This window comes from Nocardia inohanensis NBRC 100128 (assembly GCF_001612945.1).
Classification (GTDB): domain Bacteria; phylum Actinomycetota; class Actinomycetes; order Mycobacteriales; family Mycobacteriaceae; genus Nocardia; species Nocardia inohanensis.
Genome location: NZ_BDBK01000017.1, coordinates 368,196 through 388,771 on the forward strand (window position 1 = coordinate 368,196; position 20,576 = coordinate 388,771).

Sequence of the window (20,576 nt, forward strand, 5' to 3'; positions counted from 1 at the left end):
CTAGCCGAACGCCTTCTTGAAATAGGTGAGCAGGTCGGCTTCGGTGGCGGGGCCGTGTTCGGGGTGATCGGCCGGCATGGTGCACAGGTGGACCACCAGGCTCAGGTCGTCGTGCACCGCCAGCAGGCAGGTGCCCTGCGGGGTGGAGGTGGTGTCGGCGTAGCAGAAGTATCGGCCCACCGGACCGGATTGCTTGCGCCACACCTCATCCGGGCCCCCCACGCCGCCGCAGGCGTGCCCCGGGAACTGGGTCAGGTCGGCCTGATACAGCGTGTCGGCGGCGGTGCGGTCGGAGAAACCGAACCAGGTCTGCGCCGGGTGACCCAGCTCGGCGCCGCAGTTCAGCACGGCATTGGCCGGGCCGGCCGGGACGTCGGCGTGCCGGCAGTTGCGCGCGGTGTAGGAGTCGCCCGCGTAGTCGAGGATGTACTTGTCCTCGGCGGTGAAGACATCCGGATCCTGGGCGGCCTCGGCCGAACGGAACTGTCCCTGATCGTTTTTCGCGCGATAGTCGCGCAGCGCCTTCTGATTGTTGTCCCAGAAGTAGACGGCCATGGCGGCCAGCGGTTCGTTGGTGAACACCAGGCTGGGTTCGGGGCTGCTCGGCGTGACGGCGGTGTTGTCGAAGCAGGTGCGGCGGCCGATCTCCTTGCCGTCCAGCATGGATGGCGCGTCCGCACCCGCCGGATCGCCCGGGCAGGCGGTGGCGTGCAGGCCGCCCAGCACCGTGGACTTGTACGCCTCCTGCATGGCGGCCACCGAGCTGTACCTCAGGAACCGGGCCCGGGGCGCGGAGGCCGCGGCATTCGCCGTACAGCTGAAGATGGCCAGGGTGTCGGCGTCGGTGCGCTCGTGCCAGCAGTTCCAGCGCTTGTAGCCGGTACCGCTGGTGAGCGAGAGCAGGGCGATGTCATCACCCCGCAACGCGGTGTCGTCACCGGTCGCGTTGCCCGCCTTCGTCTGCTGTGCCCATCCCCAGCCCGCGAAACCCACTGCCGCGCACACCAATACGAATACCCCGAGTAACCCGGCCAGTCGGCGGGGCCGACTCCGCCACACCTGCCGGTCGCCGCTCCCGGTCGGAGACGGCGAATCCGGTTGCCGCCCCGACGTCGCAGCCGGTCCGGTCACCGGTCCGTTCGGATCTCCCGGCCCCGTCTGCGCGCCGGCGGCGAGCGGTCGGCCGGTCGCGCCCCGGTTCGCGGTCGCGGCGGTTGCCGCCATGGCCGCTGCCGCCATGGCGCCCGTCGGTGCCATCGGCGCGGTGAGGGCCGTGGCCGCGCTCGCCGATGCGGGCACTTCGGGCCCGGGCGTCTTCGCCAGGGGTTCCGGTTGGACGGAAGTGGTTGCGGCGGGGGCGGGTTCGGCGACGAGCGGGCGGGCGCCGGAGCCATCGGCGGGGTGCCCGGTCCAGGTGCCGGGACCGGGGTCGGTGCCGGTGAGGGCGGCGCGGGCGGCGGCGGCCAGGTCGCCGGCGGCCGGATAGCGCTCCTCGGGCAGCTTGGCCATGCCGCGCGCGATGACGGTGTCGAAGGCGGCCGGCACGGTGGAGCGCACCAGGCTGGGCCGGGGGACGGGATCGAACAGGTGCGCCTTCATGATCTGCGCGTCGGTATCGCCGGAGAACGGGCGGGTGCCGGTGAGGCATTCGAAGAGCACGCAGGCTAGCGAGTAGACATCGGCGGCGGGGGTGAGGTCGCGGACGGTGAAGCGTTCGGGGGCCATGTAGCGGAAGGAGCCGACGGCATTGCCGGTACTGGTCAGGCTGACATCGGAACTGGATTGCGCGATCCCGAAATCCACCAGATACGCGAAGCCGCCCCTGGTCAGCAGGATATTGTCCGGCTTCACATCGCGATGCAGCAGCCCGTCCGCGTGCGCGGCGTCCAGCGCCGCCGCCACCTGTTCGATGAGCGTCACGGTCCGTTCCGGCGACCCCGGCCCGGAGTGATGCAGTAGTTCGCGCAGGCTCTCCCCGTCGACCAGGCGCATATCGATATACAGCCGCCCGTCGATCTCCCCGTAATCGTGAATCGGGATGACGTGGGCTTCCCGCAACCGTGCGGCAGTGCGGGATTCCCGCTGGAACCGGGTGCGGTACACCGGATCCTGCGCCAGCCGCTCCGGCAGCACCTTGATGGCCACGACCCGGTCCTTCACCGTGTCGTAAGCCTCGTACACCTCGCCCATGCCCCCGCGCCCGATCAAACGATCCAGCCGGTAGGGGCCGAACCGCGATCCGACGCTGAGCGGGTGTTGCGGACTGGTCATGTCGTCCTCGGCTCCTCGTCGCGGATCCATTGTGGCAGTCCAGGGATCCGGCGCAGCAAGAATCACACGGATTACAACCGGTGACCACCCGGGCAACACCCGGCAATCTCGACCGAATGAGCTTGTCGTTCCATTGGTTCCTGCCCACCTCCGGTGATTCGCGCGGCCTCGTGGTCGGCGGGCACGGGACGCCCATGTCCGGGGATCGTCCCGCGTCGCTGCACTATCTGAATCAGATCGCCGCCGCCGCGGAGACCAACGGGTTCGAGGCGGTGCTCACGCCGACCGGATCGTGGTGCGAGGACGCGTGGCTGACCACGGCCATGCTGGTGGAGACGACCGAGACGCTGAAGTTCCTGGTGGCGCTGCGGCCGGGGTTGATGAGCCCCACGCTGGCGGCGCAGATGGCGGGCACCTTCCAGCGGCACTCCAAGGGCCGCTTGCTGATCAATGTGGTGACCGGTGGCGAACCCGCCGATCAGGCCGCGTACGGCGATTTCGCGGACAAGGAGACCCGGTACGCGCGCACTGGCGAATTCCTGCACGTGGTCAAGTCGCTGTGGAACTCGCGGCAGCCGATCTCGTTCGCGGGGGAGCACATTCGGGTCGAGAACGCGTTGCTGAGCAATCACCCGGATCCGGTCCCGCCGGTGTTCTTCGGCGGCTCCTCCGGCCCGGCCGGTCCGGTCGCGGCGCGCTACGCCGACGCCTATCTGACCTGGGGCGAGCCGGTACTCGCGGTGAGCCGGAAGCTGGAGTGGATTCGCGGGCTGGCCGTCGATCACGGCCGGAAGTTGCAGTACGGCTTGCGGATTCATGTCATCTCCCGCGATACCTCGGAGGAGGCATGGGCGGTCGCGGACAAGTTGCTGCAAGGCATCGATCCCGCCGATATCGAACGGGTGCAGGCCAGCCTCGCGCAGAGCGAATCCGAGGGGCAGCGGCGGATGCGGGAACTGCACAACGGCGACACCTCGCGGCTGGAGATCGCCCCCAACCTGTGGGCGGGCGTCGGGCTGGTGCGCGGCGGGGCGGGCACCGCGCTGGTCGGTTCGCACGAAGAGGTCGCCGAGCGGATCGTCGAGTACTCGCGGGTGGGGATCAGCCAGTTCGTGCTCTCCGGGTACCCGCATCTGGAGGAGGCGTACTGGTTCGGCGAGGGCGTGCTGCCGATTCTCGAGCGAAAGGGCTTGTGGAAGCACCCGTCCCGGCGGCCGGGCGTCGCGGCGAGCATCCCCTTCGCCGGAGCCTCCAGCAGCTAGTTCACCGCCTGCCCAACCCACCACGCCGATCCGCGGCGCGGTGGGTTCTCTCGTGCCCCGGGCATAAGCCAAAAGTGTTAGCCAGGTCTGTGCTGGAGGCGGATGGCTGCGCGGCGGGGGAGCGGCAGAGTCGTATGCGTCGATAGGCGGCGCATCCGGCGCGGCCGCGAAGGTGAGGTGAATTCCGTGATCCAGGCACGTGGGCTCGGCAAGCGGTACGGCGAAACGGTGGCGGTGGACGATCTGTCCTTCGATGTCGCACCGGGGGTGGTGACCGGCTTCCTCGGACCGAACGGGGCCGGTAAATCCACCACCATGCGGCTCATGCTCGGGCTGGACCACGGCAGCGGGCGGACGCTGTTCGACGGCCGGACCTATGCCGAACTCGCCGATCCGGCGCGGGCGGTCGGGGTGATGCTCGATGCGCGAGCCGTGCATCCCAAGCGGACGGCGCGAGGCCATCTGCGCATGGTCGCGGCCGGTGCGGGCATCGAACGCCGCCGGGTGGACGAGGTGCTCGACATGGTCGGGCTGAGCAGCGCGGGGGACAAGCGCGCCGGTGGCTTCAGCCTCGGCATGCAGCAGCGGCTCGGGCTCGCGACGGCGCTGCTCGGCGATCCCGCCGTGCTGATCCTGGACGAACCCGCCAACGGATTGGATCCCGAGGGCGTGCGCTGGTTGCGCGATCTGCTGAAACAGCTCGCCCGGCAAGGCCGCACCATCTTCGTCTCCTCGCATCTGCTCAATGAGATGGCGCACCTGGCGGATTCGCTCATCGTGGTCGGCGCGGGCCGGTTGATCGCCGCGGAATCGGTGGCGCAGTTCGTGAACCGCAACTCCGCGCCGCAGATCACCGCCCGCACCGCCCGCCCCGGCGAACTGGTGGATCTGCTGTCCCGCAACGGCTTCCAAGCCCAGATCGCCGCCGACGGCGCGGTCGTCGTCGCCGGAAACGATCGGCAAGCCGTCGCCGAACTCGCCATGCGGGCCGGTCTGCTGGTCACCGAGCTGACCCAGGCGCAGACCAGCCTCGAGGAAGCGTTCTTCCACGCCACCGCCGACGCGGCCCAGTACCGCGGCCACGTCGCCGCCTGACCCGGACGGGAAATCCCCTCATGTACAACGCGATTCGATACGAACTGACCCGCCTCGCCACCGTGCGCTCCACCTGGGTGCTGCTGGGCGTGGGCCTGGCGCTGCAAGGGCTCATCGCCTACCTGTCCGCCAACCGTGACTACGCGACGCCGAGTGAACAGTTCACCGCCTCGGTCACCGGCCTGCCGCTGATCACGGCGACCCTGTTCGCCACGGCCGTGGCCGTGAACGCCTTCGGGCACGAATATCGCTACGGCACCATCACCACCACCATGCTGACGCTGCGCCGCCCGGGCCGGGTGCTGGCCGCCAAGGCATCGACGGTCGGTGGACTCGCGGCCCTGTACGGCATCGCACTGGTTGCGCTGACCGTGCTGGTGCAGAGTCTTCGTTCGACGCTGCCCGCCGAAACCGCCCACATCGCACAGGCTTTCGCCTACGTGCCGGTGTACGCGATGCTGGCCGCGCTGGCCGGGCTCGGCGTCGCCGCCATCACCCGCAACGCCACCTTCGCCATGGTGGCCGCCATCGCTGTGCCGACCGTCGTGGAGACCGCCGGCGTGCTGGCCGGACTGAGCCCGAAGCTCATGCCCTTCCTGGCGGCAGGGCAGCTGGCGCACCCCGGCGCGGGCAATCCCGTGCTGCTGGCCCTGCCGCTGCTGACCTTGGCCGCGGGCCTGCTGGGTCTGGGCGGCGCGCTGCTGGCCCGTCGCGACGTGTAAACCGCGTTCCGCGTATTTGCCAGAGCATTGATTCGGGGCGACTTGCGTGCCATGAAGTGTGATGACGTGGCAATGGCTAGGGTTGCTGGAATGAGCAGGCGGCAACGGATCTGGGCGGTGATCCGTGACGTGCTGCTCGCTCTGGTCTTCGGCTACTTCGGTCTGCACGATGTCAAGACCTCCGCGGTCGGCCTGCTGCCCGCCGCGGCCGGAGCGACGGTGGCCGTGCTGGTCGGGCTGGCGCTGCTGTTCCGGCGCTACCATCCGCTCCCGGTGCTGGCCGTCACCGTGCTCGGGGAGATGCTGGCCGGCACCTCCATGCCGTTGCTGCCGGCCATCTACACGGTCGCCCACCGGTACGGCAACCGCCGCCAGACCTGGTGGTCGGCACTGTGTGTGCTGATCGCCGGGGTGGTGCCCTGGGGGCTACGCGACCTCTGGCCCGAGTTCTTCGGTCGCGGCATCGTCACGGCGCTCACCATCGCCGTCCCCCTGCTGCTGGGCTTGTGGACCAACCAGCGCGCCGAAACCCTGGCCGCCCTGCGCGATCGTGCCGAACAGGCCGAACGCGAACGGGACCTGCGCACCGCGGCCGCGGTCGAATCCGAACGCCGCCGCATCGCCCGCGAACTCCACGACATAGTCGCCCACCGGATCTCGCAAATAACCGTGCTGGCAGGGGCTCTCGAAGTCTCCGCCGAAGGCCGGCCCGCCGAAATCGCCGGCACCATCCGTACCACCGGCGTCACCGCCCTCACCGAAATGCGCGAACTCCTCGGCGTACTCCGCGACGTGGGCGCTGAATCACCCAGCGGCACCGGGATTTCCGACGACACCGCCTCGGATACCGAAGGGTCCGTGGGCGACCCGTCTCGTGCCCATGCGGCAACTCCGCCGCTGTCGGCCGGTGTGGTTTCTCCGCCGCTATCGGCCGGTGCAGTTACTCCGCCGCTGTCAGCCCGCGGGGTTGCTTCGCCGCTCTCAGCACGTGCGGTTACTCCGCCGCTGTCAGCCCCCGGGGTTGCTTCGCCACTCTCAGCCCGTGCAGCAACTCCGCCACCATCGGCTGACGCGGCGATTCCGCCACCATTCTCGCGGGGCTCAGGCCGGACCCTCGACGCGGCATCGGGTGCGAGGCAGGCTTCGGCGGGACGGCCGCTGGGGTCGCGTGTGGACGAGCGGGTTCCGCTTCGGCCCGCGCCGACGCTGGAAGCGGTCGGCGAACTCGTCGCCGACGCGGTCGCGGCCGGGCAGCGGGTCGAGATCGCCGCTCCGGCACCGATGCCCGAGGTGCGGGGCGCGGTCGGCCGCGCCGTCTACCGGCTGATCCAGGAATCGCTGACCAATGCGGCCAAGCATGCGGCGGGGTCGGTGGTGCGCGTAGCACTCGCGCTCGGCGCCGACGGTTCGCTCTCGGTGGATGTGCGTAACGGCCCCGGCGATCGCACCGCCATGGCCGCGCACGGCTCCGGTTACGGCCTGGTCGGTATGCGCGAACGCGTCGAACTCGCCGGCGGGACCATGCACTCCGGCGTGCTGCCGAACGGCGGGTTCATGGTGCGTGCGGTTTTCCCGGTCGGTGGGCAGCCGAATGACCGTGGTGGCAGGGAGGTTTCGTGATCCGAGTGGTATTGCTCGACGACGAGGAGCTGGTGCGGACCGGGATCGCCATGATCCTGGAGGCCGGGGGCGGGATCGAGGTGGTCGCACAGGATTCCGACGGGCGCGACATTGTCCAGCTGGTGCAGCGGTACCGGCCCGACGTGGTGGTGACCGATATCCGGATGCCGCAGGTGGATGGGCTGGAGGTGACCCGGCGGGTGCGGGCGCTGGCGGATCCGCCGGCCGTGGTGGTGCTGACCACCTTCGGGCTGGACGAATACGTCTATGCCGCATTGGAAGCGGGCGCGGCGGGGTTCCTGCTCAAGGACACACCGCCGCGGGAATTGGCGCGCGGCGTGGAGATCGTGGCGAGCGGAGAGGCGATTCTCGCGCCATCGGTCACCAAACGCATGCTCACCGCCTTCGCGACCGGTACCGGTTCGCAACGGCCGCAAGCGCGCACGCAGTTGGAGACGCTCACCGAGCGGGAACACGAGGTCGCGCTGGCGGTAGCGACCGGTGCGGGTAATGCCGAGATCGCCCGCACCCTGCACATGAGCGAATCGACGGTGAAGGTCCACATCAGCCGGATCATCGCCAAGCTCGGGCTGGAGAACCGCACCCAGATCGCGATCCTCGTGTACCGCGCCGGACTGGCCTGAGCCCAGTTCGCTGATTGTTCACGCGACGGACTCGATGGCGTCGCCGATCGCTCCTAAGGTGCGGCGATGAGCACCGAACCGCCGCCGCGCGTCGAAACCGTAGCCGAGCTGATGGATTTGCTGGCCGCCTGCGCAGACGCCTGGGATATGCCCGACCGCAGCGGTGACCCGGTGGACATCCTCGACCACGACCGCCAATGCGCCGAACTGCTGCGCCGCGACTTCCCCGACGACGAACAACTCCAGGTGGCCGGGCTGGTGCACGATATCGGCCACGTGCTGGTGCCCGGCGACGACGCCGGGCACGGCCGTCACGGCGCGACAGCGGTCCGCGACCTGCTCGGCGCCCGCGTCGCGCGATTGGTCGAACTGCACGTGACCGCGAAACGCTATCTGGCCGCGACGGATTCGGCGCACAACGCCGCCCTGTCCCCATCCAGCCGGCGCACGCTCATCGCGCAAGGCGGCCCCATGACCTCCGACGAGGTTCACGCCTTCGAGGCCGACCCGGACTTCGAGGCCGCCATCGAACTCCGGCGCGCCGACGACGCGGGCAAGGTGATCGGTTTGACGGTGCGCCCGCTGAGCTGGTGGCAGCCCGTACTCGAGCGGGTCGCCGCACGCTGACCTGCGCCTGCCAGCCGGTGCTGGCCCGTGCTGGGGTGGTGGTGCGCTGATCTGTGCCGAAAACGGACAATCGGGGCGGCGGGCATAGACTCAGGCTATGGCCTTGTCTCCGCGCGTACCCGATCTGGCGGCCTTGGACCTGCTGCTGTCGGTGATCGAGCTCGGCAGTCTGGGGCGCGCGGCCAAGGCGCACGGCATCAGCCAGCCTTCGGCCAGTTCGCGAATCCGGTATCTGGAGCAGCTGGTCGGGGTGCCGGTGCTGGAGCGCACCACGCTCGGTTCCCGGGCGACCGCGGCGGGTGCGCTGATCGCGGAGTGGGCGCGGGACGTGGTGGACGCGGCGGCCCGGCTGGATGCCGGCATCGACACGCTGCGGGCGCAACGAGATTCGCAATTGCGGGTGGCGGCCAGTCAGACCGTCGCCGAATACCTGTTCCCGAAGTGGCTGGTGGCGTTGCGGGTCCGGGTGCCCGACACCGCGATCGCGCTGGAGTCCGGGAACTCCGCGGAGGTGGCGCGGGCCGTGCTGGAGGGGCGCGCGGAGATCGGGTTCGTGGAGAGCCCGCAGATCCCGCGCGAGCTGGAAAGCCATGTGGTGGAGCGCGATCGCCTCGTCGTCGTGGTCGCGCCGGGGCACCCCTGGGCGCGGCCCGGAAAGATCACCGTCGCGGAGCTGGCCGGGACCCCCCTCATCTATCGCGAGCGCGGCTCCGGCACCCGCAACTCCTTCGAGCGCGCCATGACCCGCGCGCTGCCCGGCTGGGAGCCGGCGGTGGTCCTGGAACTCTCCTCCACCACCGCCATCAAGACCGCCGTCGCCGACGGTCTGGCCCCGGCGGTGCTCAGCTCGCTGGCCGTCGCGAGCGAGCTGGCCGCGGGCACCCTCGTCTCACCCGAGGTCGCCGGCCTCGATCTCGACCGCGAGCTGCGCGCCGTCTGGCCGCGTGGTCAGCGCCCGGCCGGGCCTGCCCGCGACCTCTACGCCATCGCCCGCCGCCCGGCCTGAATCCACCGGGCCGTCGCCATTCGAGTACGCTGACCGCCGGAGCCTGTGCCGCCCTGCCGCCCGCTGATACGGGTGGGGCTGCTGTTTCTGTTTTGAACTCGAAGGCTCAAGTGCGCCAACGCCTCCCGCGTACGCGTCCCAGGGGTTATGGTTTCGTTATGGTGAGAACCGCCGTTGCCGCCGCGGAGGCGGACGAGCCCGAGGGCGGGCCGTCTGTTCGGCGGCCTCAGCTAGAGGTTGTTCCCGGGGGGCCCGAAATCGAAGAGCCGCAGCCCCATTCGTTCGGGGCCAACCCGCTCAGCGGGGCCGATATCGACCGATTGCCGGCCGGCGCCCGACATCGGATCGCAGCGTTCATCCACCTCCAGCTGGCAACACTGGAGGAAATGCCCGAGCCGGAGCTGCCCGGCTTCCCCGACCATCTGGACTAGCCCGCCGGGCTTGTGCACATAGTCGGCGACACTGCCCGTTTCCTGGCATTTTGCCGGATGGACGGGTTGCCGCGCCGCCTGGCAGGGTGCTTGCATGTCAGCCGCCCGCGCCTCGGCAGTACTTCTCGTTCTCCTCGCCTGCGCCGCCCCACCCGCCGGAATCGCCCTGGCGGAACCGGATCCGGCGACCTGGTATGTCAGCGCCGCCGCCCCCGCGGGCGGGACCGGAAGCGCTGAATCTCCCTTCGATTCCCTCGCTCGCGCCGAATCGGCTTCACGGGACGGGGACACCATCGTGGTGGCCGCGGCCGGGGCGAATGTGCCCGCGCTGGACGGAGGCATCACGCTCAAGCCGCGGCAACGGCTGATCGGGGACGGTCCCGCGGTCGTCGGGGCGGCCGAAAGCGCCGCCCGGCCACGGATTACCAACACCACGAGTGCCCGGGATGGGGATGCCGTGCGGCTCGCCCCCGGAGCAGAAGTACGCAATATGGTCATTTCGGGCGCGCGCCGGGGCGGAATCTACGGTTCGGATGCGGCGAATGTGGTGATTGCCGGAAATGAGGTGAGCGCGACCAACTCCCAGTGTTCCGACGGGTTCATGATCGGACCCTTCACACTGCCGGCCAGCCTGCCGGCGGGCGTCGCGATTCCCGCGTTGCCCGAGTTCATCACCTTGAACAATGGCTGGGCCGCGATCATGACCGACTTCTCGGCGGCCGCCGGACGCGTCCGGATCGAAGGGAATGCCGTGCACGACACCGCATGCGGTGACGGCATCGACGTGCGCGCCCACGGCACCAGCCGCATTACCGCCGAGCTGAGCGGCAATTCCGTCCGCAGCGTCAACCTCGGGCTGATCAAACTGTCGGTGCTCGCCGTGGGTCTGCAAGCAGCCGACTCCGCCCAGCTCATTGCCGCCCTGAGCGGAAACTCGCAAACCGAGATCGCCGCGCCCGCTACCTCCCTGGTGAACAAGGTCGCCGACAGCGAGGGCGTCTTCATCAACGCCCTGGGCCGAGCCGACCTGGACGTCACCGTGACCGGCAACGAATTCCACGGCGGCTACGGGAATTTCTCCGCCAACGGGCTGGAATTCGTCACCACCTCCGGCAGCCCCACCAGCCGGGTGCGCGTCTCCGACAGCACTTTCGACACCGTCGCCGGCGATGTCATCGAGAACTACAACCTCACCACCGGCGGCGCGCACCAGTCGCTCACCTTGCAACGGGTCCACGCCCACTACTCCGAATTCCCCGGCGCCCTGCTCAATTCCGTGGTTCCCGCCAATCTCGGCACCTGCCTGGTGACCACCAATTTCGGCCGGACCGCCGCCACCGATCTCACCGTGGCGGATTCCGATTTCGGCGATTGCAGTGCGGACGCCATCGGGCTCATCGCCTACACGCCGTCCGGCGCGGAGCCGGCCACGGCGGAATTGACCTTCGATATTCGCGACACCGCGATCTCCGGCGCCGCGGCGCACGGCATCAACATCATCAATGTCGGTGATACCGCCCGGCTGCACGGCACGGTGGCCCGCACCGCGATCTCGGCGACGGCCGGATCCCTCATCCGCACCGTCAGCTCCGGTGGCCGAATCGCCTCCGCCGCTCTCGATTTCGAGGACATCACCCTGGACGGCGTCGCCCAGCCCTGCCTCCCGGCCACGCACCCGAAACTCGAAGTCGCCGGAATCGCTGCGCGGTGCGGCTGACCACCGCTGTCGGGAGCGTCGGCGTCAGGTCTGGCGCAGCGGTTCGTACTCCGCGGCGTCCAGGCCGAAGGTCCACGCGACGCCCTCCTTGGCGGTACCGGTGTCCGGCGGCACGCGTAGCCAGTAGGTGTTGAAGCTGCCGTCCGGTTCGGGGGTGGAGTTGACCACTTCGACCATCACCACGTCCTCGTCGCCGGGAAGCGGGATCCGCCAGAGGATTCCGGTCTCGTCGCGATGCACCGGCTCGGCATTGGATTCCGCCAGGTAGCGGTCGTAGCCGAAGTGCTCGAGCATGACGCGGCGGAGCTCGGCATTGTCCTCGGCGCGAATGCGCTCGGGGGTGAGCGCCGCGAGCTCGGTCAGGAAGTCCGCCGGTACCGTCATGCCGTGCCAGGCGTGCAGGGCGAAACCGTCCGTGTAGCGCAGCGCCGGACCGTCGGCGCCGTGCAACCGTCCCGCCTCGTCGCGCGAGAGCTGTTCGGGGCGTTCACAGCACACCACCGCGTGCTCGAAAGGCCACCACCAGTGCGCGTTGCGCGCCACCCCCGCCAGGCCCGCGAGCCGCGGGCTGTCATCGAAGACCGACAGCCAGGCGGCGTCGTGCTGACCGAGCACGGCGTCCAGCAGCACCCCGCGCACCTCGCTCGCGGTCGCGACGTAATCCTTGCGTGCGTCGTGGTCGATCTCCAGCTCGATATCGGCCTCGGCCAGCACATCCGGATCCGGCCCGACCAATTGATCGACCACCGCCGCGCGAATCCGATCGGCCAGCGCCCGGGTGTTGTCCCACAACTGCGCCCCGGTCGAATTCCACCGCTCCGCCCACCCGGCGACGCCCAATTCCCCGTACACCCGTTGTCTTTCGGCTGCCCACGGCCGGGTCCGCACCGCATCCCGAACCGACCGCCCCGGCCGATCCAGTTCCCGCACCGCTTGCACCGCCGCCAGCGGCGACTGCACCCACACGAACCGCGCCGGCGCGGGCAGCCCCGCGCTCGCATACGCCTCCCGCGCCGCGGCCTCGGCCGCCGCCCGATCCGCCGGTCCGGTGGCCGCCGCGACGGCGCGCCACTCCTCGGTAGTACTCATGGAAATCCCGTCCGTGACAGCTGAATTCGAGAGGAAGGTACCGCTTCGGCCGCAGCGCGGCTCAGTCGGCGACGATGCGGACCGCGCCGGGGAGGTACTCGCGTTGCCGGACCACGCGGTACCAGCCCTTGGGCAGCACGATGGCGGCGTGCTCTTCGTGGACGAGCCGGCCGCCCTCGGGTAGCTCGAGCAGCGCGGCGCCGGAGTTGCCGGAGCGAATGAGCCGGCCGGGTGCGGCGAGCGCGTGGGCATGGCCGGTGACCTCGCCGAGGGCGAGCACCATGCGGCCGCGTGCGTCACGCGCCTCGCCGCGGGCCTCCACAGCCGCGGCGGGCACCGAGTCGGCCGGGATGGGCACGATCAACACATCGCCCTGTCGGTACATCGGTCATTCCTCCCACGCCGCCGCCCCGTGCGCCGGCTCGATTTCGAAAGTACCGGTGGGGTACGACAATTCGGTTCGATCGCCCCCGCGCCGCTCGGTTGTCGGACGGGCTTGGTAGAAACTAGCCCGGCACAATAGATCGCCCACTTGGTGTACGGAGCCCGCGATATGACAATTTCCGACCACTTGCAGGATTTCCACGGCTTGCCCGTGTTCGAATTCCCCGACACCACACCGGAAGCCGGCCTACCGCGGGCCGCGGAGGTGGCGTGGCGGGTGAGCATCGAACCGTGGGATGCCGAGGAGACCTGGCCGGAGGCGTTCGCGCGGTTCGCCGAGGCGGTCGACACCGCGGCGGTGCGGGCGCTGGTGATCGGGTCGTACGGGGAGTCCGACACCAACTCGGCGGAGGTGATCGCCACCCTGGCCGAGGCGAAGGCGGCGCTGCCCGCGTTGCGCGCGATCTTTCTCGGCGACATCACGTATGAGGAGAACGAGATCTCCTGGATCCATCAGTCGGATGTGAAGCCGCTGCTGGACGCCTTTCCGAAGCTGACCGAGTTCGGTGTGCGCGGCGGTTCCGAGCTGGAGTTCTCCCGGCTCACCCATCCCGGGTTGCGCAAGCTGACCGTCGAAACCGGTGGCCTGGGTGCGGAGGTGGTGCGCGGGATCGGGGCCAGCGAACTACCCGCGCTCGAACACCTGGACCTGTGGCTCGGCGTCTCCTGGTACGGCGGCGACACCACCGTCGCGGATCTGGAGCCCTTCCTGAGCGGTGCGCACCTACCGCACCTGACCCATCTCGCCCTGCGCAACAGCGAGATCCAGGACGAGATCGCGGCCGCCATCGCGAGCGCACCGGTGGTGGCGGGGCTGACCTCGGTGGATCTGTCCATGGGCACCCTGGGCAATGTGGGCGCGGAGGCGCTGCTGAGCGGCCAGCCGCTGACCCACCTGCGGGTGCTGGATCTGCATCACCACTTCATCGGCGCCGGCATGCAGCAGCGACTGCGGGACGCGCTGGAACCCAGCGGCGTGATCGTCGACCTCTCGGAGGCCGAAACCGAAGAGGACGAGGACGATCCGTCCGATCGCCGCTACACCGCAGTCTCGGAGTGACCGCGATCGCGGTGGTCGGTATTCCGGAGAACCGGCGCGTCGCCCTGTTCCAGGAGGCGTTGCGGCGCAACGGATTACCGCCGGCACGGCCGGTGTCCTGGCGCGAGGTGCTGGCGGGGACGGCCGAATTCCGGCCGGGTGAACTGGTGCGGCTCGAATCGCCGGGTGAGGATCCGGAGGTCGAGCGGATCCTGCGCGGGGTCGAGGATTCGACGCGGGTGGAGGGCACCGCGCGGTGGTACGAGCGCTTCACCGCCGCCGCGCGAACCGTCGCCGAACGCGTGAAAGACGTGGGTGCGACACTGCTCGACGACCCGGCCGAGCTGGCGGTGCTCTTCGACAAGCGCCGCTGCCACGCGGTCCTCGATGCGGCCGGTGTCGCGGTGCCGTGCTCGCCGACCTCGGGGACCGCCCGTCCGGTGCGGGACTGGCTCGATGTCCGCACTCGCATGGCGGACAACGGATTGCGCAGGGTCTTCGTCAAACTCGCGCACGGCTCCTCGGCCTCGGGGGTGCTGGCCGTGGAGACCGCGGGCGGCGGCCGCGTGCAGGCCACCACCTCTGTCCATCGCGATGGGCAAGGACGGCTGTTCAATTCCCTGCGCGTGCGCCGCTACCGCACCGAAGCCGAGGTCGCCGCCGTCATCGACGCGCTGGCCCCCGACGGCCTGCACATCGAACGCTGGATTCCCAAGGCCGCGCAGCACGGCCGCAGCGCCGACCTGCGCGTGGTGGTGGTCGCGGGCCGCGCCACCCACGCCGTCGTGCGCACCAGCCGCTCGCCCATGACCAACCTCCACTTGGGCGGGGCCAGAGGCGATCTCGCTGCCGCGCGCACGGCCATCGAATCGGCAGGCGGTTCCTGGCCGGGGGCCCTGGAGCTGTGTGAGCGCGCCGCCGCCTGCTTCCCCGGCTTCTCTCGCGTCGGCGTCGATCTGCTGCCCGGCACCGGCTGGCGGCGTTTCGCCGTCGGCGAGGTCAATGCCTTCGGCGATCTGCTGCCCGGCCTGCCGGGGCTGGCGGGCAGTGGCGCGGAATCCGGTGACACCTATGACGCGCAGGTCGCCGCCATCCACTCCGCAACCAGAAGTGAGCAGCATGTCAGCGCCTAGCCGCACCATCGCCGATCCGGATATGAACGAGGTGATCGGCCGCGACGATCTGCTGTTCGTCACCCTCGACACCCTGCGCTACGACGTGGCCGTGGAGCTGCTGGCGGCGGGCCGGCTGCCGAACCTGGCTCGTCACCTGCCCCCGGGCGGGTGGGAGAAACGCCATGCCCCGGGCAGTTTCACCTACGCCTCGCATCAGGCCATGTTCGCCGGATTCCTGCCCACGCCGGCCACCCCCGGACCGCATCCTCGCCTGTTCGCCTCGCGATTCGCGGGCAGCGAGACCACCGCCGGCCGCACCTTCGTCTACGACACACCCGATTTCGTCTCCGCGCTCGCCGCCGCGGGCTATCGCACCGTGTGCATCGGGGGAGTGGGCTTCTTCAACAAACAGGCCGCGCTCGGCTCGGTACTGCCCGGGCTGTTCCAGGAAAGCCATTGGGAGCAGGAGTTTTCCGTCGCCTCGCCCACTTCGTTCGAGGCGCAGGTCGCCCGAGCCGAAGCGGTCATCGCGCGACTTCCCCAGCAGCAAAGGCTGTTTCTGTTCGTGAACGTCTCGGCCCTGCACCAGCCCAATTGGTTCCATTCGCCCGGCGCGACCAGGGACGCCGGGGACACTCGCGAAACCCATGCCGCCGCAATGGAGTACGTCGACAGCCGGATCGGGCGTCTTTTCGCCGCCGCGAGCAGCCGCCGCCGCTGCTTCGCCATCGTCTGCTCCGATCACGGGACCACCTACGGTGACGACGGATTCACCGGCCATCGCCTCGGGCACGAAGCCGTCTGGACCGTGCCCTACACCCAGTTCTTCCTCGAGGGCCCCGCATGACCACGCTCACCCGTCCGCGCCCGTACCAGAATTACGTCTACGGCTATCCGCACAAGACGGCCTACCGTCCGCTGACGCCGCGCCCGCTGTTGCGCGAGTTGTGGGCGGACGAACCCAAGGACGCCCTGTCGCTGTACGCGCACATCCCGTTCTGCGAATACCGTTGCGGCTTCTGCAATCTCTTCACTCGCGTGGGCGCGCCCGATGAACTCACCACCCGCTATCTCGATGCGCTGGAACGCCAGGCGCTGGCCGTGCGCGCAGCGCTGGGCGCGCAACCGGTCCGCTTCGCCGCCGCGGCCTTCGGCGGCGGCACACCCACCTACCTGACCGCCGCCGAGCTGGCACGGCTCTGCGATATCGCCGAATTGCGGATGGGCGCGGACCTGCGCGGCATCCCGCTCTCGGTGGAGACCTCGCCCGGCACCGCGACCGCCGATCGGCTCGCCGTGCTGGCCGAGCGCGGCGCCACCCGGGTGAGCATCGGTGTACAGAGTTTCGTCGACGCCGAGGCTCGCTCGGCGGTCCGCCCGCAGCGCCGCGCGGAGGTCGAGGCCGCGCTCGAACGCATTCGCGCCGTGGCGATTCCGATCCTCAATATCGATCTGATCTACGGCATCGACGGCCAGAGCGAACAGACCTGGCGCACCTCCCTGGATGCGGCGCTGGCTTGGCGGCCCGAGGAGCTGTATCTGTATCCGCTCTACGTCCGCCCGCTCACCGGACTCGGGCGGATGGGCGCGGACGCCGACGCCGACTGGGACGAGCAGCGTCTCCGGCTGTACTCCTTCGGGCGAGATCACCTGCTGGCCAACGGCTATGAGCAGCGCTCCATGCGCATGTTCCGCCGTATCGACGCTCGCGCGGCGGGACCCGACGACTACGCGTGCCAAACCGACGGCATGATCGGTCTCGGTTGTGGCGCACGGTCCTACACTGCCGGCCTGCACTACTCGTTCGACTACGCCGTGGAAACCCGCGAGGTGCGCGGGATCATCGACAGCTACACCGACACCACCGATTTCACCCGGGCCGAAGTCGGCTACCGCATCGACCCCGGCGACGCGCGCCGCCGGCACCTGCTGCAATCGCTGCTGCAAGCCGAAGGCATGGACGTCGCCGCCTACCGGACCCGCTTCGGAGCCGATCCGCACACGCACTTCCCCACGGAGCTACGGGAATTCGCGGACCTGGGCTGGCTGGACGACGCCGCCGGCCCGGACCGCCTCCGCCTCACCCCGGCGGGCCTGGCCTACTCCGATGCCCTCGGCCCGCGCCTGTTCTCCCCGGCCGTCCACGCCGCCATGACCGCCTACGAACCGAAGTGACCGCCATGGACCTCACCATTCTCTACCGCGGCCCGCTCGCCTCCTGCGACTACGACTGTCCCTACTGCCCTTTCGCCAAACGCCGCGACAGCCGTGCACAGCTGCTCGCCGACCGGGCCGCCCTGGAGCGTTTCGCCGCCTGGGTGGCCGGACAGCGCGGCGACCGCCTGTCCATCCTGTTCACGCCGTGGGGTGAGGGCCTGGTCCGCTCCTGGTACCGCCGCACCCTGATCGAACTGTCACATCTGCCGAACGTGCGGCGGGTCGCGATCCAGACCAATCTGAGCTGCCGTACCGACTGGCTCTCCTCCGCCAACCCGCGCACCCTGGCGCTGTGGTGCACCTATCATCCGGGGCAGACCTCCTACGACCGGTTCACCGCCAAATGCGCGGACCTGAGCCGCCGCGGCATCCGCTACAGCGTGGGCATGGTGGGCTTCCCCGACCACCTGGAAGCCGCGCACCGATTACGCGCCGACCTCCCCGATCACATCTACCTGTGGGTGAACGCGCCCGAAGGCCATCAACTCTCGGCTGCCGAGGCCGGCGCCTGGAAGGCCATCGACCCCCTCTTCGACTACAGCCTGCACCCTCACAACTCTGCCGGAATGCCTTGCCGCACGGGCGAATCGGTCATCTCCGTCGATGGTGAAGGCACCGTGCGCCGCTGCCATTTCGTCCGCACTGAACTGGGCAACCTCTACGACGGCACCTACCGCACCGCCCTGACCCCGCGCCCCTGCCCGAACTCGGTATGCGACTGCCACATCGGCTACGTTCACCTGGAAACCCTGCCGCTCTACGACGTTTTCGCGGGCGGCGTCCTGGAACGGATACCCGCCGCCCCTGATTTCTCTGTCGTACCCGTATGACATGCTCAGCACCGGATCGATCGATACCCCCTCCCGTGGAAGGAATCCTCCCCATGTGCCAGCGCATCACCTGTCCGACCTGCGGCAAGCCCGGCTACGAAGGCTGTGGCAGCCACGTCGAGGACGTGCTCGGCGACGTGCCCGCCGCCCAGCGCTGCTCCTGCCCGCGCTGAGCCCTCGGTTCGAGCCGGCCGGTCACTCCGTCTGCGCCCAGGCGGCGACCGGGAGTGACAGGTAGACCCCGAAGTCGTCCAGCCCGGTCTCGGCTTCGATCCATTCACAGAGCAGATCCACCCGCTGCTGCCGGTCGAGCGCGCGGCTCTCGAAGTATTTCGAGCGCACCTCGATCACCACTTCCAGTCCGCTCCGATCGAACGGTCCGAGCGGGCGGAAGCGTATCTCCACGTCACCCGGTTGCAGATCGCCGTCATAGGGTTCCTCGGGGCACTCCACCGCCAGCGAGACCAGATGCGGCAGCTTCTCGCCCAGCTCCCGCAGGACCGCTTCCGGAACCCGCGGCGCGTAGGTCACCTCTACAAGTGGCACGGTTCCCACCCTAGCCGCGGGCCGAACCCGCACCGCGTCGTGAATCGAGGGGGAGCGTTCGCCCACCTAGACTCGGGGCGTGCCGCCGGAAGAGTTCCCAGATGATGATCAACGGTCGGAATTGCCCGCGGCCGCGGCACGATTGGGTTCGGAGTTCGCCGGCGTCTTCGATAGCGCCACCATCGAGCGGGTTCTCGACTCCTCCTACGATCAATTGGCCGCGGTGGCCACTATCGCCGGGGAGCGTCCGGTACTGGCGGAACGCTTCGCTCGCGAACGGCTGATCGCCGCCGCGAAGGCGGGCGGCAGGCCGATTCGGACCGGGCCCGCGGTGCTGTTCGTCTGCACGCACAATGCGGGGCGGTCGCAGATGGCGCAGGGGTTCTTCAATCATCTGGTCGGGGCGGCAGCCTCCGGGTGGTCGGGCGGATCAGCGCCGAATGTGCTGGTCAACCCGTTGGTGGTGACGGCCATGGCCGAACGCGGTATCGATATCTCCGCCGAATTCCCCAAACCGTGGACCGACGAATTCGTGCGCGCCGCCGATGTAGTGGTCGATATGGGGTGCGGGGACTCCGATCCGCTGGTCACCGGGCACCGCTTCGAACAGTGGCCGCTGCCCGATCCGGCCAGTCAGACCATCGAGGAGATTCGCGCCATTCGCGACGAGATCGAGGTCCGGGTGCATCGGCTGGCCATCAACCTCGGGCTCATCACGACGCCTACGCTCGACTCCTGACTTCCACCGGCGGGTGGACGCGCCCCCGGTACTCCCGCCGCCAGCGGGTGAAGCCGACCAGCACCAGCACGAAGAAGAGGCCGTACACCGCGCCCGAGGCGTACAGGCCGGATTTGAACGCCAACGGCACCCCGACCAGATCCACCAGCATCCAGATGATCCAGAAATCCACCAGCGCCCTGCTCTGCGCGAAGGTCGCGATGGCGGAGCCGACGAAAATATAGGCGTTAGCCCACGGCGACCAGGCGATATGCAGCCAGGGCAGATGCTTGAACGCCTCGGCCACCACGATCGTGCCGCCCGCCATCGACCCCAGCAGGGTCCAGCGCTCCAGCGCGGTGGCCGGGCGCACCGCCAACTCCCCGTGCCCGCGGGTACCGCGCGCCCATGCCATCCAGCCGTATCCGGCGAGCGCCAGGAACAGTAGTTGTTTGAGCGCGTTACCGGGCGCGTGCGCATCCAGCGACGCCGCGAGCAGTAGTGCGGCCCCGGCCATTTGCACCGGCCACGTCCACATGGTCTTGCGCATGGCCAGCCACACCACCGCCAGCGACAGCAGATTGCCGACCGCGTCGGTCCACAACACGTGCTCGCCGAACACCTCGAACCCGGCGTTCATCCTCGGGCACCTCCTCCACCACTCCGCACACACAACGCACGGGACGGCCGATTCCGTCCCGACGCATCATCGCGGATCGGTGGTGGGGCGCATTCGCCGTGCCGCCCTTATCTTCCGGACCTGCCAGGAACTGAGCCGCCCGCCCCGCCATTCCCCGTCGACCAGCGGGTTGTGCCCGTGCCGGCCCTTGCGCAACTCGGCGCTGAATTCGCGGAAATACTCGAGCCTGATCAGCAAGAGCCCGCCGATCAGCAAGGCCGCGGACAGGATCGCGCCCAGTAGCGCCCAACCCCGGTACCCGTATGCGGCAGCCGTGATCGTCAATCCGACGCCGACCACGCTGAGCAGGCACAACACCAGCGCGGGAAATTCACCCTCATCCTCGATGGCGTCGCCGGGATGGGGATGCCAATGCTCTCCATTCGGCTTCACCGCGGTCACTCTGACCATGGCCCTACCTCCTTCGAACAGCTGGAAATCTGCTGATTCCAGCATGCACCCGGCAATGCGGCTACGCGCCGGTAATTCTCGTGTTCGAAGAAA

The 20,576-nt window shown here is 69.3% G+C and carries 22 protein-coding genes; 16 read left to right on the plus strand and 6 right to left on the minus strand.

Annotated elements, in window-relative coordinates:
- Positions 1-2,271: a serine/threonine-protein kinase gene (locus NI1_RS39990; protein WP_157535452.1), complete on the minus strand. Its 2,271-nt coding sequence runs from the start codon at positions 2,269-2,271 to the stop codon at positions 1-3.
- Positions 2,272-2,387: 116 nt separating this feature from the next.
- Here NI1_RS39990 and NI1_RS32415 point away from each other — a divergent pair, with 116 nt between their 5' ends.
- From NI1_RS32415 to NI1_RS32455, 9 genes are all read left to right on the plus strand, one after another.
- Entirely contained in the window at positions 2,388-3,533 is a 1,146-nt protein-coding gene (locus tag NI1_RS32415; protein ID WP_067829226.1) for an LLM class flavin-dependent oxidoreductase, read from the plus strand.
- A 186-nt stretch (positions 3,534-3,719) separates the two neighbouring features.
- Positions 3,720-4,628 carry an ATP-binding cassette domain-containing protein gene (locus tag NI1_RS32420; RefSeq protein ID WP_067829230.1) on the plus strand — a complete coding sequence of 303 codons (909 nt, stop codon included), beginning with the start codon at positions 3,720-3,722 and terminating at the stop codon, positions 4,626-4,628.
- A gap of 20 nt (positions 4,629-4,648) precedes the next feature.
- Positions 4,649-5,350, plus strand: coding sequence for an ABC transporter permease (locus NI1_RS32425; protein ID WP_067828707.1), 702 nt, complete (start codon positions 4,649-4,651; stop codon positions 5,348-5,350).
- 90 nt (positions 5,351-5,440) lie between these two features.
- The gene (locus NI1_RS32430; protein WP_169815663.1) at positions 5,441-6,970 is read left to right on the plus strand and encodes a sensor histidine kinase; all 1,530 of its coding nucleotides are present in this window, start codon (positions 5,441-5,443) and stop codon (positions 6,968-6,970) included.
- Positions 6,967-7,614 carry a response regulator transcription factor gene (locus tag NI1_RS32435; RefSeq protein WP_084524098.1) on the plus strand — a complete coding sequence of 216 codons (648 nt, stop codon included), beginning with the start codon at positions 6,967-6,969 and terminating at the stop codon, positions 7,612-7,614. The genes NI1_RS32430 and NI1_RS32435 overlap by 4 nt, the downstream gene beginning before the upstream one ends.
- 66 nt (positions 7,615-7,680) lie before the next feature.
- The gene (locus NI1_RS32440; protein WP_067828711.1) at positions 7,681-8,241 is read left to right on the plus strand and encodes an HD domain-containing protein; all 561 of its coding nucleotides are present in this window, start codon (positions 7,681-7,683) and stop codon (positions 8,239-8,241) included.
- A gap of 97 nt (positions 8,242-8,338) precedes the next feature.
- On the plus strand, positions 8,339-9,247 hold the full coding sequence (locus NI1_RS32445; RefSeq protein WP_067828714.1) for a LysR family transcriptional regulator: 909 nt from the start codon (positions 8,339-8,341) through the stop codon (positions 9,245-9,247).
- A gap of 158 nt (positions 9,248-9,405) precedes the next feature.
- Positions 9,406-9,678 (plus strand): hypothetical protein, encoded by a 273-nt coding sequence (locus NI1_RS32450; RefSeq protein ID WP_067828718.1) that lies wholly within the window; start codon positions 9,406-9,408, stop codon positions 9,676-9,678.
- A gap of 94 nt (positions 9,679-9,772) precedes the next feature.
- The gene (locus NI1_RS32455) at positions 9,773-11,395 is read left to right on the plus strand and encodes a right-handed parallel beta-helix repeat-containing protein (protein ID WP_067828721.1); all 1,623 of its coding nucleotides are present in this window, start codon (positions 9,773-9,775) and stop codon (positions 11,393-11,395) included.
- A gap of 24 nt (positions 11,396-11,419) precedes the next feature.
- On the opposite strand, the gene NI1_RS32460 is transcribed toward NI1_RS32455, so the two are convergent.
- Positions 11,420-12,484: a DUF6745 domain-containing protein gene (locus NI1_RS32460; RefSeq protein WP_067828724.1), complete on the minus strand. Its 1,065-nt coding sequence runs from the start codon at positions 12,482-12,484 to the stop codon at positions 11,420-11,422.
- Positions 12,485-12,545: 61 nt separating this feature from the next.
- Entirely contained in the window at positions 12,546-12,869 is a 324-nt protein-coding gene (locus tag NI1_RS32465; RefSeq protein WP_067828732.1) for a DUF8820 family protein, read from the minus strand.
- A 168-nt stretch (positions 12,870-13,037) separates the two neighbouring features.
- On the opposite strand from NI1_RS32465, the gene NI1_RS32470 reads away from it, so the two are divergent.
- Genes NI1_RS32470 through NI1_RS38280 form a run of 6 tightly spaced genes read left to right on the plus strand, consistent with a single transcriptional unit; the run spans position 13,038 to position 18,302 of the window.
- Complete coding sequence (locus NI1_RS32470; RefSeq protein ID WP_067828733.1) at positions 13,038-13,988, plus strand: STM4015 family protein; 951 nt, start codon at positions 13,038-13,040, stop codon at positions 13,986-13,988.
- Positions 13,985-15,100, plus strand: a complete 1,116-nt coding sequence (locus tag NI1_RS32475) for an STM4014 family protein (RefSeq protein ID WP_067828734.1) — start codon at positions 13,985-13,987, stop codon at positions 15,098-15,100. Before NI1_RS32470 ends, NI1_RS32475 begins: the two co-directional genes overlap by 4 nt.
- On the plus strand, positions 15,087-15,929 hold the full coding sequence (locus tag NI1_RS32480; RefSeq protein ID WP_245663507.1) for an STM4013/SEN3800 family hydrolase: 843 nt from the start codon (positions 15,087-15,089) through the stop codon (positions 15,927-15,929). Before NI1_RS32475 ends, NI1_RS32480 begins: the two co-directional genes overlap by 14 nt.
- On the plus strand, positions 15,926-17,257 hold the full coding sequence (locus NI1_RS32485; protein ID WP_067828736.1) for an STM4012 family radical SAM protein: 1,332 nt from the start codon (positions 15,926-15,928) through the stop codon (positions 17,255-17,257). Before NI1_RS32480 ends, NI1_RS32485 begins: the two co-directional genes overlap by 4 nt.
- Positions 17,258-17,262: 5 nt before the next feature.
- Positions 17,263-18,129: an STM4011 family radical SAM protein gene (locus NI1_RS32490; protein WP_067829237.1), complete on the plus strand. Its 867-nt coding sequence runs from the start codon at positions 17,263-17,265 to the stop codon at positions 18,127-18,129.
- A gap of 35 nt (positions 18,130-18,164) precedes the next feature.
- Positions 18,165-18,302 carry a DUF8730 family Cys-rich protein gene (locus tag NI1_RS38280; protein ID WP_157535453.1) on the plus strand — a complete coding sequence of 46 codons (138 nt, stop codon included), beginning with the start codon at positions 18,165-18,167 and terminating at the stop codon, positions 18,300-18,302.
- A 22-nt stretch (positions 18,303-18,324) separates the two neighbouring features.
- Here NI1_RS38280 and NI1_RS32495 read toward each other — a convergent pair whose 3' ends face one another.
- Positions 18,325-18,675, minus strand: coding sequence for a hypothetical protein (locus NI1_RS32495; protein WP_067829240.1), 351 nt, complete (start codon positions 18,673-18,675; stop codon positions 18,325-18,327).
- Positions 18,676-18,754: 79 nt separating this feature from the next.
- Here NI1_RS32495 and NI1_RS32500 point away from each other — a divergent pair, with 79 nt between their 5' ends.
- A complete protein-coding gene (locus NI1_RS32500) occupies positions 18,755-19,414 on the plus strand; it encodes an arsenate reductase ArsC (RefSeq protein WP_067828737.1) in 660 nt (219 codons plus the stop codon).
- Here NI1_RS32500 and NI1_RS32505 read toward each other — a convergent pair.
- Complete coding sequence (locus NI1_RS32505; protein WP_067828738.1) at positions 19,398-20,033, minus strand: nicotinamide mononucleotide transporter family protein; 636 nt, start codon at positions 20,031-20,033, stop codon at positions 19,398-19,400. The two genes, NI1_RS32500 and NI1_RS32505, sit on opposite strands and share 17 nt — an antisense overlap.
- Positions 20,034-20,099: 66 nt before the next feature.
- Complete coding sequence (locus tag NI1_RS32510; RefSeq protein WP_157535454.1) at positions 20,100-20,483, minus strand: hypothetical protein; 384 nt, start codon at positions 20,481-20,483, stop codon at positions 20,100-20,102.
- Positions 20,484-20,576 lie beyond the last annotated feature (93 nt).